Below are 13,250 nucleotides of genomic sequence, written 5' to 3' on the forward strand. Positions count from 1 at the left end.
CTTTTATGAAGCCGCTCTCTTCACCCTTACAGCAGTACTGGCAGACCGTTGTTGAGCACCTGCCAGCAGCAATCTTAGAGGCAACGCCGGGTGTTCAGGCGAAGTCAGTACTTACCTTCAGCGATTTTGTTCGGGACAGCGTTATTGCGCATCCTGAGTGGCTCGCTGAGCTGGAAAGCGCGTCGCCGCAGGCCGACGAGTGGCAACATTATGCGACCTGGTTGCAGGAGGCACTGGCACAAGTCGCTGACGAAGCGGCGTTGATGCGGGAACTTCGGGTGTTTCGCCGTCGCATTATGGTACGCATCGCCTGGGCGCAGGCGCTGCGGCTTGTGGAAGAAGAGAGTATTTTGCAGCAATTAAGCCATCTGGCTGAAACGTTGATCATCGCCGCGCGGGACTGGCTGTACGCCGCCTGTTGCCGTGAGTGGGGAACACCGTGCAGCCAGAGTGGCGTCCCGCAGCCGCTGCTGATTTTAGGGATGGGGAAACTGGGTGGCGGCGAGCTGAATTTCTCCTCCGATATCGACCTGATCTTTGCCTGGCCGGAGCACGGTTCCACGCAAGGTGGACGACGTGAGCTGGATAACGCGCAGTTCTTCACACGGATGGGGCAACGACTCATCAAGGTGCTGGATCAACCTACGCAGGATGGTTTCGTTTACCGTGTGGACATGCGTTTGCGCCCGTTTGGCGACAGCGGCCCGCTGGTGTTGAGTTTTGCCGCGCTGGAAGATTATTACCAGGAGCAGGGGCGCGACTGGGAACGCTATGCGATGGTTAAAGCGCGGATCATGGGCGATACCGATGGCGTTTATGTTGACGAATTGCGTGCCATGCTGCGGCCTTTCGTCTTCCGCCGCTACATCGACTTCAGCGTGATCCAGTCACTGCGAAACATGAAAGGCATGATTGCCCGTGAAGTTCGCCGCCGGGGGTTGAAAGACAATATTAAACTCGGCGCGGGTGGCATTCGCGAAATCGAATTTATTGTCCAGGTGTTCCAGCTCATTCGCGGGGGCCGCGAACCTTCACTACAGTCACGCTCACTTTTACCCACATTGAATGCGATAGCCGCGCTGCATCTGCTATCTGAGAACGACGCGGAACAGTTGCGCATCGCTTATCTCTTTCTGCGCCGCCTGGAAAACCTGCTGCAAAGCATCAATGATGAGCAGACGCAGACACTGCCAGGGGATGAGCTGAATCGGGCGCGTCTGGCGTGGGGAATGGATGCGGATGACTGGTCGCAGCTTACTGACGAGCTGGACGGCCATATGGCAAATGTGCGCCGGGTGTTTAATGAATTGATTGGTGATGACGAAACCGAGACGCAGGAAGAGTCATTGTCGGAACAGTGGCGCGAACTGTGGCAGGATGCGCTACAGGAAGATGACTCCACGCCAGTCCTGGCCCATCTCACCGATGAGGGGCGGGGGCGCGTGCTGGCGCTAATTGCTGATTTTCGCAAAGAGCTGGATAAACGTACCATTGGCCCGCGCGGCCGTCAGGTCCTCGATCATCTGATGCCGCATCTGCTCAGTGACGTCTGTTCCCGTGAAGATGCCTCCGTGCCGCTGTCGCGTATTACGCCGTTGCTGGTGAGCATCGTGACCCGCACGACGTACCTCGAATTGCTGAGTGAATTTCCGGGGGCGCTAAAACATCTGATCTCGCTGTGTGCCGCCTCTCCGATGGTCGCCAGCCAACTGGCGCGCTACCCACTGCTGCTCGACGAATTGCTCGACCCGAACACGCTGTATCAGCCGACCGCGACAGACGCTTACCGCGATGAGTTGCGTCAGTATTTGTTGCGTGTGCCGGAAGATGACGAAGAACAGCAACTGGAAGCGTTGCGACAGTTTAAGCAAACTCAACTGCTGCGTATCGCGGCGGCGGATATTGCAGGCACGTTACCGGTGATGAAAGTCAGCGACCATTTGACCTGGCTGGCGGAAGCCATCATCGACGCTGTCGTGCAACAGGCATGGACGCAAATGGTGGCGCGTTACGGTCAGCCGACGCATCTTGGCGAGCGCCAGGGGCGAGGGTTTGCCGTGGTCGGTTACGGTAAGCTGGGCGGCTGGGAACTGGGTTACAGCTCCGACCTGGATTTGATTTTCCTTCACGACTGCCCGATGGACGTGATGACCGATGGCGAGCGTGAAATTGACGGCAGGCAGTTCTATCTGCGCTTATCGCAGCGGATTATGCACCTGTTCAGCACCCGTACTTCCTCGGGTATTTTGTATGAGGTGGATGCGCGATTACGCCCGTCCGGCGCGGCTGGAATGTTAGTGACCTCAGCCGAAGCCTTCGCCGATTATCAGAAAAACGAAGCCTGGACGTGGGAACATCAGGCACTGGTGCGAGCGCGTGTGGTCTATGGTGACCCGCAACTGACTGCGCAATTTGACGCCGTGCGGCGTACAATCATGACCCTCGTTCGCGACGGCAAAACGCTGCAAACCGAGGTGCGTGAAATGCGTGAAAAGATGCGTGCGCATTTGGGGAATAAGCATCGCGATCGCTTTGATATCAAAGCTGACGAGGGCGGGATCACTGACATTGAGTTTATTACGCAATATCTGGTGCTGCGCTACGCGCATGAAAAACCGAAGCTGACGCGTTGGTCGGATAATGTGCGTATTCTGGAACTGTTGGCGCAAAACGACATTATGGAAGAACAGGAAGCGCAGGCGTTGACGCTCGCCTACACCACGTTGCGTGATGAACTTCATCACCTGGCGTTGCAGGAGTTACCGGGACACGTGGCGCAGGCGTCGTTTAGCAAAGAGCGTGAACGGGTACGGGCCAGCTGGCAGAAGTGGCTGGTTGCCGAGTGAAGTGTGCTATTATCGCGCGCAAATTTTGAATCTCTCAGGAGACAGGAATGAAAGTAACGCTGCCAGAGTTTGAACGTGCAGGAGTCATGGTTGTTGGTGACGTGATGCTGGATCGCTACTGGTACGGGCCGACCAGCCGTATTTCACCGGAAGCGCCAGTACCCGTTGTCAAAGTGGACACCATTGAGGAACGTCCGGGCGGCGCGGCTAACGTGGCGATGAACATTGCGTCCCTGGGGGCCAATTCACGTCTGGTCGGATTGACCGGAATTGATGATGCCGCGCGCGCACTCAGCAAAACACTGGCCGATGTAAATGTGAAATGCGACTTTGTTTCTGTCCCGACGCATCCGACCATCACCAAACTGCGCGTACTTTCGCGAAACCAGCAACTGATCCGCCTGGATTTTGAAGAAGGCTTTGAGGGGGTTGATCCGCAACCGCTGCATGAGCGCATTAATCAGGCGCTGGGTTCGATTGGCGCGCTGGTACTCTCTGACTATGCGAAAGGCGCACTGGCCAGCGTTCAGCAGATGATCGCGCTGGCGCGTAAAGCGGGCGTACCGGTATTGATCGACCCGAAAGGCACCGATTTTGAACGTTACCGTGGCGCCACGCTGCTGACCCCGAATTTGTCGGAATTTGAAGCGGTGGCCGGTAAGTGTAAAAGCGAAGAAGAGATTGTCACTCGCGGCATGAAAGTGATTGCAGATTTCGATCTCTCTGCGCTACTGGTGACGCGTTCCGAACAAGGTATGACGTTGTTGCAACCGGGCAAAGCGCCGCTGCATATGCCGACTCAGGCACAGGAAGTGTATGACGTCACCGGTGCGGGCGATACGGTCATCGGTGTGCTGGCAGCGACGCTGGCGGCAGGAAAATCGCTGGAAGAAGCCTGCTATTTCGCTAACGCGGCGGCTGGTGTGGTTGTCGGTAAGCTGGGGACATCTACCGTTTCGCCAATTGAGCTGGAAAATGCGGTACGCGGTCGTGCCGACACGGGCTTTGGCGTGATGACGGAAAACGAGCTGAAACAGGCTGTTGCCAGCGCGCGTAAACGCGGTGAGAAAGTGGTGATGACCAACGGCGTCTTCGATATCCTGCATGCCGGACACGTCTCTTATCTGGCAAATGCGCGCAAACTGGGCGACCGCCTGATCGTAGCGGTGAACAGCGATGCCTCCACTAAACGTCTGAAAGGCGAAACGCGCCCGGTCAATCCGCTTGAACAACGCATGATCGTATTGGGCGCGCTGGAGTCCGTCGACTGGGTGGTCTCTTTTGAAGAAGATACCCCGCAGCGTCTGATTGCAGGTGTGCTGCCTGATCTGCTGGTGAAAGGCGGCGACTACAAACCGGAACAGATTGCGGGTAGTGAAGAGGTTTGGGCCAACGGTGGCGAAGTGTTGGTGCTGAACTTCGAAGACGGTTGCTCAACGACCAATATCATCAAAAAGATCCAGAAAGACAGCGACAAGTAATTGATCTACCAGTAAGTTCAGACACCTTATCAGGCCAGTGAGCCTCCACGCGATGCTGGCCTGATAAGCGTTCCATTATCATTTCCGTGTACCCCTTTACATTTCCTGGAAAAGTGTGACTTCCGGCTGGTGATTTGCGCACATAATGTACAAATAAGTTGCGCCCAGAAGCGAATACTGGAATCAGAAAAAGCATATGGCCTTATCAGAAACTCGCTAACTGGAGGGTATGCTCATGAACCACAACAATGTGTATTCGTTGAACAATTTCGATTTTCTGGCCCGTAGTTTTGCCAGAATGCAGGCTGAAGGTCGTCCTGTCGATATCCGTGCTGTCACCGGAAACATGGATGAAGAGCACCGTAGCTGGTTCTGCAAGCGCTATGCGCTTTACTGCCAACAGGCAACACGAGCAAAAAAATTAGAACTCGAACACTGAAAAAAGAGACGGGCCAAAAGGCCCGTCTCTTTTTTTACTCTTGAGTATCCACTGGCGGGATGGCGGGCGCAGGTTTGACGTCGACAGGCGACTGGCGCGCTTCCAGTTCACTGAGGCGCTGCTCAAGCAGTGCCAGCTTTTCACGGGTACGCAGTAACACCTGAGTTTGTACATCGAACTCTTCGCGGCTCACCAGATCGAGACGCGTCAGCTGTGATTGCAGCGTTTGACGGATTTTCTTCTCGACATCTTCCCCGAACTCCCGGATCCCTTTCGGCATCGACTCGTGAACCTGGCGAGCGATTTGCTCAATTTTTTTCGGGTCAATCATTGTGGTTTCCCTGAACTGGTAAGTGTTGAGGCACATTGTAGTGCGATATGCGTAAGGCATAAACCAGAATTGTGTGATGCGTAGCGGAGTAAAGGCATTGATGAAGGTAATCAATAGCGTTATAGTTATATCGCTTATTCTCAGGGCGGGGCGAAATTCCCCACCGGCGGTAAATCAACCTATGTTGAAAGCCCGCGAGCGCTTTGGGTGCAAACTCAAAGGTCAGCAGATCCGGTGTAATTCCGGAGCCGACGGTTAGAGTCCGGATGGGAGAGAGTAACGATCCAGTCGGGCATGGACCCGCTCACGTTATTTTTTTGCCGCATGGCGGCACTCCTAAGACTGCCCTGATTCTGGTAACCATAAATTTAGTGAGGTTTTTTTACCATGAATCAGACGCTACTTTCCTCTTTTGGTACGCCTTTTGATCGTGTCGAACACGCTCTGTCTGCGCTGCGTGAAGGACGCGGTGTGATGGTGCTTGACGACGAAGACCGTGAAAACGAAGGCGATATGATTTTCCCTGCCGAAACAATGACCGTTGAGCAGATGGCGCTGACTATCCGTCACGGTAGCGGCATTGTTTGCCTGTGCATCACTGAAGATCGCCGCAAGCAGCTCGAATTGCCTATGATGGTGGAAAATAACACCAGCGCTTATGGCACGGGCTTTACCGTGACGATTGAGGCTGCTAAGGGTGTGACTACCGGTGTTTCCGCGGCTGACCGCATTACCACCGTGCGTGCTGCCATTGCCGATGGCGCTAAACCTTCTGACCTTAACCGCCCAGGACACGTTTTCCCGCTGCGTGCTCAGGCTGGTGGGGTGTTGACTCGCGGCGGTCATACGGAAGCGACCATCGATCTGGTGACGCTGGCGGGTTTTAAACCTGCAGGTGTTCTGTGTGAACTGACCAACGATGACGGCACAATGGCTCGCGCGCCGGAGTGCATCAAGTTTGCGGGTGAACACAATATGGCCGTCGTCACCATCGAAGATTTGGTGGCTTACCGCCAGGCGCACGCGCGTATGGCCAGCTGACTGGCGTGCCGCCCGTCGGGTGGTATAACGCAATGAAAGAAACCGAAGCCAGTTTACTGACTTCGGTTTTTTGTTTTTATCGGTTCGAAAAAATATCCTGTTTATCCCATATATTTTAATTTTGCAGGCGGTCTGACCTTTAATAAAAGCTCAATCTTTTTCTCTATGATCAAAATCATATTCTCAATTTCGTACTGTGCCAGTATATGAATATACCTAGAGATAGGTATGTAAAATTTTAACGTTAAATGTTTGGCAATGTTAAATTTTAAGGGTAAAAGGATGTTTATCGCGTGGTATTGGATTGTATTAATTGTTCTTGTCGTTGTAGGTTATTTTTGCCATATGAAACGTTATTGCAGAGCGTTCAGGCAAGACAGGGACGCGCTGCTCGAGGCCCGCAATACGCTATTTCGCCGCACAGATGAAGACAGCCGTGTTGCCAGGGATCGGGAATAACTTCTATTCTCATATTTTCTTGATGGGAAAGCATGATGTTGTCCTGAATGATGAGGACAACATCTGCGGTTGCTTTATCCGATTCCCATCGATTGAAGAATCACCAGACTGAGTCCCATCACCGACATTCCACACAGTACGCCGTAGCTGGGGTTATTATTAGGGTCGATCTCTTTTGCCAGAGGCATTAATTCATCTACGGATAACGCCACCATTATTCCCGCTACCGCCGCCATAATCGACGCCATTACGACAGGCGAAATCAAACTACCCAGAATTAACCAGGCTAATATGCCGCCGAAAATTTCCGCCATACCAGAAATGCCAGCCCAGAAAATGGCCGTGCGTTTCGAACCTGTTGCGGCATAAACCGGTCCGGCCACCGCTAAACCTTCGGGAATATTGTGTAAGGCAACCGCCAAAGCAATACCGAAGCCCAGCTCAAGATTGCTGCTGGCGGTAACAAACGTCGCGATCCCTTCCGGAAAGTTGTGCAGGCTGATGCCCAGCGTCAATAACATGGCGGTGCGTTTAATGGAGCCGGGCAGCGGCCGCGTTGTTTTCTGGACTAAATCTTGCGGGTGGGCATGAGGAAGCAGGCGATCCAGCCCGAAATAGCCCAGCAGTCCAGTAATAAACATGCCGTAGCCTAAGACAGGGGACATCCCTTCCGCAGCCAGCGCCGCCGGCAGCATTTCCATTAGCGAGATAAGTAGCATGATGCCTGCCGCAAATCCCAGCGAAAACGCCAGTACGCGATTTGAGGGTTTCTGTCCCAGCACGCCAAGAAAGGCACCAATAAAAGTGGCGGCACCCGCCAATAAGGTCAGAATTAAAGGTACTGACATCGACAACTCCTTATGATTCTGCTGTCCGGGCCTGACCTTCAAAATAACTGATGATCTTCATCATGGTTATCTGAGTTCTTCATCTACCGAAAAAGCGTATTGTGAGGATATCAAAATGACCTCCCTCTGTAAGGATATCATCATGTCTTCAACGCGTATGCCAGCATTGTTTTTGGGACACGGCAGCCCTATGAATGTTCTGGAAGATAACGTCTATACCCGTGCCTGGCAGCATCTGGGGGAGGCATTACCGCGTCCCAAAGCGATTGTGGTGGTGTCGGCTCACTGGTTCACCCGCGGGACTGGCGTGACAGCAATGGAAGCCCCGAAAACCATTCATGATTTTGGCGGTTTTCCGCAGGCGCTTTACGACACCCACTATCCGGCACCCGGTTCGCCTGAGCTGGCGCAACGTCTGGTGGAACTGCTGTCTCCTGTTCCTGTTACGCTTGATAAAGAGGCCTGGGGATTTGACCACGGCTCCTGGGGGGTGCTGATCAAGATGTATCCCAATGCCGATATCCCGATGGTACAGTTAAGCATCGACAGCACAAAACCCGCCGCATGGCACCTTGAAATGGGACGTAAACTGGCCGCGCTGCGCGATGAAGGCATTATGCTGGTCGCCAGTGGTAACGTGGTGCATAACCTGCGTACGGCGCGCTGGCACGGCGAAAATACGCCGTATCCGTGGGCGATATCGTTCAATGATTATGTGAAGGCGAATTTGACGTGGCAGGGACCTGTTGAGCAGCACCCGCTGGTCAACTATCTCGAGCATGAAGGGGGTTCATTGTCGAATCCAACGCCGGATCACTATTTGCCATTGCTGTATGTGCTAGGCGCGTGGGATGGCAAGGAGCCAATGTCGATACCGGTGGACGGCATTGAGATGGGTAGTCTGAGTATGCTGTCGGTACAGGTGGGGTGATTAATGCCCGATGGCGCTATGCTTATCGGGCCTACCGTCTGCGCCGTTGGCCGGGTAAGGCGAAGCCGCCACCCGGCACAACGAATTACTCAACAAAAATATGTGGGTAGAAACGGGAAAGATCCTGTGTGATCAGCGCTCTGTCTTCGCGAATGCCGATCCCGGCGGGTTGATCGTTAATCAACCAACTGCCGATCAACATGTAGCTGTCGCCAAATTTCGGCAACGGATGAAACTGTTGCACGATCATGCCTTCTTCACCGTACGGACCTTCCACCGCTTCGATCGTTTTGCCGTTCTCAATGATCGAGACGTTGGCACCTTCACGAGAGAAGATAGGCTTCACGACGAATTTATCCATCTGCGGATAGTCATCTTCGGCAAAATACGCAGGCAGCAGGTTTGGATGGTTCGGGAACATTTCCCACAGCAGCGGTAACAGTGCTTTGTTGGAGATGATGCTTTTCCATGCCGGTTCCAGCCAGCGTACGCCAGCATCTTCCAGCTTGGTGGAGAACATTTCGCGCAGCATAAACTCCCACGGATACAGCTTGAACAGGTTGGCGATAACCTGATCCTGTAAGTCCGTGAACTGACCTTTTTCACCGAGACCGATATCTTCAATGTGGAGGAATTCAGTGGCGATTTCGGCTTCGGCCGCACAATCCTGCAGATATTGAATCGTTCCGCGATCTTCAACCGTGTCGCGACAGCAGGTTAAATGCAGAAGTTGAAAACCGTACTGTTCACGAAGTTCCGCAAAACGCTCAATCAGCTTTTCTTGCAGGCTGTTAAACTGATCGCTGCCTTCCGGCAAGTTGCCTGCATTGAGCTGATCTTCCAGCCAGATCCACTGGAAAAAGGCCGCTTCATACAGCGAGGTCGGGGTATCAGCGTTGTTCTCCAGCAGTTTGGGTTCACCGGTGCCGTCCCACGCCAGGTCAAGGCGGGAATAGAGCGAAGGTTGCCGCGTTTGCCATGACTGGCGAACAAATCCCCAGGTGTGCTTCGGAATACGAAACTTCGTCATGAGTTCGTCGCTGGCGATGACCTTCTCAACGACCTTGAGGCACATCTGGTGCAGTTCAGCAGTGACCTCTTCCAGCTTCTCAACCTGGGCGAGCGTCAGCTTGTAGTAGGCATCCTCACACCAGTAGGGCTCGCCGTACATGGTGTGAAAATTAAAACCGTATTCTGTGGCTTTTTCGCGCCAGTCCGGGCGCTCAGTAATACTGACTCTTTCCATGTGAATCAACCACCCATCGAACGCGTTGTGGTGCCGCTGGTGCTACGCTGCATCGTGCTTTGTTTCGCCACAGATTCACCAAAACCACCGCGTGTAACGGTTGATGTGGTTGCCGGTTTAGGCGCCATCGCTGTTTTCGGTACGGTCATGGTGCGACCTGGCTGTGCGGCGCCGTAGTTCTTGCCGCTGGCATCAGTGTATTTACCGTAAGCAGGGCTGGCCGGGTTTTTCGAGCTAAACAGGGGTTGTTGCGCAAAACCTGCGCCGCCGCCCATCATGCGACCCATCATGTAACCTGCCATCAACGGCATCCAGAAGCTGCCGCTGGATTGTTGTGCTTGCGCCTGATTCTCGGGTGCCATACCTGCCTGGGCAGGCGTTTGCTGGCACTGACCTTCACCGAATTCGGCGATGCAATCTTCTCGCGTGGCGTATTTGGGCGCGGTACGTTCTGCTTCTTTCACTGCATTGTTGAATGCAGTCGTACATTCCGCGCTTTTACCTGGGTTTGCCGCAGAACAGTCGTCAGCATTTTGATAAAGCGAAACCGTTTCATCGGTTTGTTCACAGCCCGCCAGCATAAAGACAGCGGTGACCGCCAGTGCGACTGGCGTTAAATGGCGAGCGCTCCAGCTTTTGCGGAACGAAGCGTGATGTATGGATTTTGTCCGTTTCATTTTCGTCTTCCAGGACCCAGTGGTGTATATGGCAAATAATGCTCAGGATAGAGGATGGCTGGTCGAAAATGAAGCGAGAAGAGGCGAGAATGCGGGGAAATCGCGGGATCTTTACGTTGCCTTACGTTCGGCCAGCAATTTAGCGCCAGCGGGTACTGCGCTTACCGGACCTACGCGTTTGTAGGTCCGGTAAGCAAAGCGCCATCGGCAATTTCATCAGTTACGGAATGGATTGTTGCCGTTGCTGCTGGTTGTTTGTACTGACGCAGGTTGCGTTTCCGGGGCGGCGTTATCGGCAGTATAGCCGTCAGCGCTGGCGTCCTGCTGTACGTTTTCCGGTGCCACGATGTCTGGCGTAGTGGAAATCGGTTTACCCAGCGTGTTGTTCAGCGCAACCAGGTCCTGTTCGTTCAGCGTACCAAGTGCAGATTTGATGTTCAGCTGATTAATCAGGTAGTTGTAGCGTGCGCTGGAAAGCTGTTGCTTGGCGTTGTACAGCGTGGTGGTCGCATCCAACACATCCACGATGGTACGCGTACCGACGGAATAACCGGCTTCCATGGCATCTAATGAACTTTGTGCAGAGATAACGGCTTGTTTATACGCGTTAATGCTGCTGATAGATGCATTGATGTTGTTGAAGGAGGAACGCACGGTCTGTACGACGCTACGGTGTGCGCTTTCCAGTTGCTCACTCGCGCCAACAAAGTTGTATTGCGCTTGTTTCACCTGAGAATTGACTTGTCCACCCTGGTACAACGGTAAGGAGAAGCTCAAACCAATTTTGTTCTGACCCAGGTTGCTGTCGTCATACTGAGTAGAATTGGTTTTCGAACCGCTATACGAGGTATCTGAGATCCCCGTCGAGGCGTTTAAATCCAACGTTGGCAAGTGACCGTCTTGCGCCAGACGGATTTGCTCACGCGCCAGATCCTGGCTCAGGCGGGCTTGCAACAGCGTCAGGTTGCGGTTTTCCGCTTCTTTTAGCAGTGCATTCACGGCCTGAGGTTTGTTGGTTTTAAAACCATCAACATTCAGGGATGCCAGTTCCGGGTAGTAATTGCCGGTGACCTGGCGCAGCGTTTCAACCGCATTGTCGAGGTTGTTACGTGCGGTAACTTCGTCCGCTAACACGGTATCGTATTGTGAACGGGCGTTCTGAACGTCAGTGATAGCAACCAGACCCACGTTAAAGCGTTGAGTGGTTTGATCCAACTGACGGTAAATCGCCTGTTTCTGCGCTTCGGTGAAGGAGAGCGCGTCAATGGCGCTCAGCACATTGAAGTAGGCTGTTGCGGTATTGAGGATCAGCGTTTGCTGGTCTGTCTGAAAGGTAACGTCCTGAATACCTGCGGATTTTTCTTGCAATGTCAGCGCGCGCCATTTCGACATATCGAAAAGAGTCTGAGTCAATTGCAAAGAGGCGCTGGTCTCATTGGAGTCGATACCATTGGCGTCACGGTAGCCGTTGCTATAGGTGTAATCGGCACCTAAACCCAGTTGCGGCAGTAAAGGACTACGCGCTTCGTTAATTTTTTCGAATGCAGCATCGCGATCGGCGGCGGATTTACGCAATTCCGGGTTGCTCAGGCGTGCTTGCTGATACACTTGCATCAGGTTTTCTGCCTGGCTCAAAGTGCTGAACCCCGACAGGCTCAGGCCGATAAGGATGGGGAGCAATTTCTTCATTTGCATTCCTTGTTGTGAAGCAGTATTTAGCGCTGATCAAATTGTAAAATAATTGATGATTCTAGCAGAATCCGCCACTGCGAAAAGTTGGCGTTATGTGCCATACGGCGTTAATTTGCACCAATTTATCACAAGCCAGGTGAAACAGTATTCAAACGGCCTTGAAATTCACATTCTAACCACTATTGGAAACCAGGACAGAACAATGCATAAACAAGACAGTTCGCCGATGACTTTTTCTAAAAACGATGTAGAAATTATTGCACGAGAAACGCTTTATCGCGGTTTTTTTTCATTGGACCTTTATCGTTTTCGCCATCGTTTATTCAATGGGGAAATGAGTGGTGAGGTTCAGCGTGAAATTTTTGAGCGCGGGCACGCCGCAGTCTTGCTACCCTTTGACCCTGAGCGCGACGAAGTTGTGCTGGTAGAACAGATCCGTATCGCGGCATATGACACCAGTGAGAGCCCGTGGTTGCTGGAGATGGTCGCCGGTATGATTGAAGAGGGCGAAACCGCAGACGATGTCGCCCGCCGTGAAGCGATGGAAGAAGCTGGCCTTGATGTCAAACGGACGAAGCCGGTGATGAGTTATCTGGCAAGCCCCGGCGGCACCAGTGAGCGCCTGTCAATTTTAGTGGGTGAAGTGGATGCCACGACCGCAAGCGGGATTCACGGTCTGGCGGATGAAAACGAAGATATTCGTGTTCATGTGGTAAGTCGGGAGCAGGCATACCAGTGGGTGGAAGAGGGGAAAATCGACAACGCGGCGTCTGTCATCGCTTTGCAATGGCTGCAACTGCACTATCAAGAGTTAAAAAACGAGTGGAAAAAATGAAGCGTTATACACCTGACTTTCCTGAGATGATGCGCCTGTGCGAAACCAACTTTTCGCAATTGCGCCGCCTGCTGCCACGTAATGACGCACCCGGCGAAACAGTGAGCTATCAGGTGGCAAACGCACAATATCGGTTAACGATTGTAGAATCGACCCGATACACTACGCTGGTGGCGATTGAGCAGACCGCGCCTGCCATCACCTACTGGAGCCTGCCGTCGCTAACGGTGCGCCTGTATCATGATGCGATGGTGGCTGAAGTGTGTTCAAGTCAGCAGATCTTTCGCTTCAAAGCGCGGTATGATTATCCAAATAAAAAGTTGCATCAACGCGACGAAAAGCATCAAATTAATCAGTTTTTAGCTGATTGGTTAAGGTACTGTTTAGCACATGGAGCGATGGCGATTCCGGTTTACTAGCGTCG

At 53.0% G+C, this 13,250-nt stretch carries 13 protein-coding genes and 1 riboswitch; of the genes, 8 read left to right on the forward strand and 5 right to left on the reverse strand.

The annotated features are described in order from the left end of the window. Window positions 1–5: 5 nt before the first annotated feature. From glnE to glgS, 3 genes are all read left to right on the forward strand, one after another. Window positions 6–2,846, forward strand: coding sequence for a bifunctional [glutamate--ammonia ligase]-adenylyl-L-tyrosine phosphorylase/[glutamate--ammonia-ligase] adenylyltransferase (gene glnE, locus CJP72_RS03330; protein ID WP_162379471.1), 2,841 nt, complete (start codon window positions 6–8; stop codon window positions 2,844–2,846). Window positions 2,847–2,893: 47 nt separating this feature from the next. Continuing rightward, window positions 2,894–4,327, forward strand: a complete 1,434-nt coding sequence (gene hldE / locus CJP72_RS03335) for a bifunctional D-glycero-beta-D-manno-heptose-7-phosphate kinase/D-glycero-beta-D-manno-heptose 1-phosphate adenylyltransferase HldE (protein ID WP_162379472.1) — start codon at window positions 2,894–2,896, stop codon at window positions 4,325–4,327. 229 nt (window positions 4,328–4,556) lie between these two features. Continuing rightward, a complete protein-coding gene (gene glgS / locus CJP72_RS03340; RefSeq protein WP_162379473.1) occupies window positions 4,557–4,766 on the forward strand; it encodes a cell surface composition regulator GlgS in 210 nt (69 codons plus the stop codon). A 34-nt stretch (window positions 4,767–4,800) separates the two neighbouring features. On the opposite strand, the gene ubiK is transcribed toward glgS, so the two are convergent. Beyond that, window positions 4,801–5,097: a ubiquinone biosynthesis accessory factor UbiK gene (gene ubiK / locus CJP72_RS03345; RefSeq protein WP_162379474.1), complete on the reverse strand. Its 297-nt coding sequence runs from the start codon at window positions 5,095–5,097 to the stop codon at window positions 4,801–4,803. Window positions 5,098–5,229: 132 nt separating this feature from the next. Next, window positions 5,230–5,379: riboswitch (FMN riboswitch) on the forward strand. 105 nt (window positions 5,380–5,484) lie between these two features. Here ubiK and ribB point away from each other — a divergent pair. Further along, window positions 5,485–6,138 carry a 3,4-dihydroxy-2-butanone-4-phosphate synthase gene (gene ribB, locus CJP72_RS03350; protein WP_162379475.1) on the forward strand — a complete coding sequence of 218 codons (654 nt, stop codon included), beginning with the start codon at window positions 5,485–5,487 and terminating at the stop codon, window positions 6,136–6,138. Window positions 6,139–6,420: 282 nt separating this feature from the next. Beyond that, window positions 6,421–6,597, forward strand: a complete 177-nt coding sequence (locus CJP72_RS25980; protein ID WP_446714961.1) for a hypothetical protein — start codon at window positions 6,421–6,423, stop codon at window positions 6,595–6,597. A gap of 74 nt (window positions 6,598–6,671) precedes the next feature. Here the strand turns inward: CJP72_RS25980 and zupT are convergent, their stop codons facing one another. After that, window positions 6,672–7,445, reverse strand: a complete 774-nt coding sequence (gene zupT / locus CJP72_RS03355) for a zinc transporter ZupT (RefSeq protein WP_162379476.1) — start codon at window positions 7,443–7,445, stop codon at window positions 6,672–6,674. 142 nt (window positions 7,446–7,587) lie between these two features. Here zupT and ygiD point away from each other — a divergent pair, with 142 nt between their 5' ends. After that, on the forward strand, window positions 7,588–8,376 hold the full coding sequence (gene ygiD, locus CJP72_RS03360) for a 4,5-DOPA-extradiol-dioxygenase (protein WP_193568571.1): 789 nt from the start codon (window positions 7,588–7,590) through the stop codon (window positions 8,374–8,376). Between the two features lie 85 nt (window positions 8,377–8,461). Here the strand turns inward: ygiD and CJP72_RS03365 are convergent, their stop codons facing one another. The 3 genes from CJP72_RS03365 to tolC all read right to left on the reverse strand — a co-directional run bounded on the left by CJP72_RS03365 (window position 8,462) and on the right by tolC (window position 11,994). Next, window positions 8,462–9,622 carry a glutathionylspermidine synthase family protein gene (locus CJP72_RS03365; RefSeq protein ID WP_162379478.1) on the reverse strand — a complete coding sequence of 387 codons (1,161 nt, stop codon included), beginning with the start codon at window positions 9,620–9,622 and terminating at the stop codon, window positions 8,462–8,464. Window positions 9,623–9,627: 5 nt separating this feature from the next. Further along, the gene (locus CJP72_RS03370; protein WP_162379479.1) at window positions 9,628–10,299 is read right to left on the reverse strand and encodes a DUF1190 family protein; all 672 of its coding nucleotides are present in this window, start codon (window positions 10,297–10,299) and stop codon (window positions 9,628–9,630) included. A gap of 216 nt (window positions 10,300–10,515) precedes the next feature. Beyond that, a complete protein-coding gene (gene tolC / locus CJP72_RS03380) occupies window positions 10,516–11,994 on the reverse strand; it encodes an outer membrane channel protein TolC (RefSeq protein WP_162379481.1) in 1,479 nt (492 codons plus the stop codon). A gap of 199 nt (window positions 11,995–12,193) precedes the next feature. Between tolC and nudF the strand changes: the two genes are divergently transcribed. Next, window positions 12,194–12,826, forward strand: a complete 633-nt coding sequence (gene nudF, locus CJP72_RS03385) for an ADP-ribose diphosphatase (protein ID WP_162379482.1) — start codon at window positions 12,194–12,196, stop codon at window positions 12,824–12,826. Beyond that, window positions 12,823–13,245: a DUF1249 family protein gene (locus tag CJP72_RS03390; RefSeq protein ID WP_012135164.1), complete on the forward strand. Its 423-nt coding sequence runs from the start codon at window positions 12,823–12,825 to the stop codon at window positions 13,243–13,245. The genes nudF and CJP72_RS03390 overlap by 4 nt, the downstream gene beginning before the upstream one ends. Window positions 13,246–13,250: the final 5 nt, after the last annotated feature.

This window comes from Citrobacter sp. NCU1 (genome assembly GCF_010231475.1).
In the GTDB taxonomy this organism is placed as follows: Bacteria; Pseudomonadota; Gammaproteobacteria; order Enterobacterales; family Enterobacteriaceae; genus Citrobacter_D.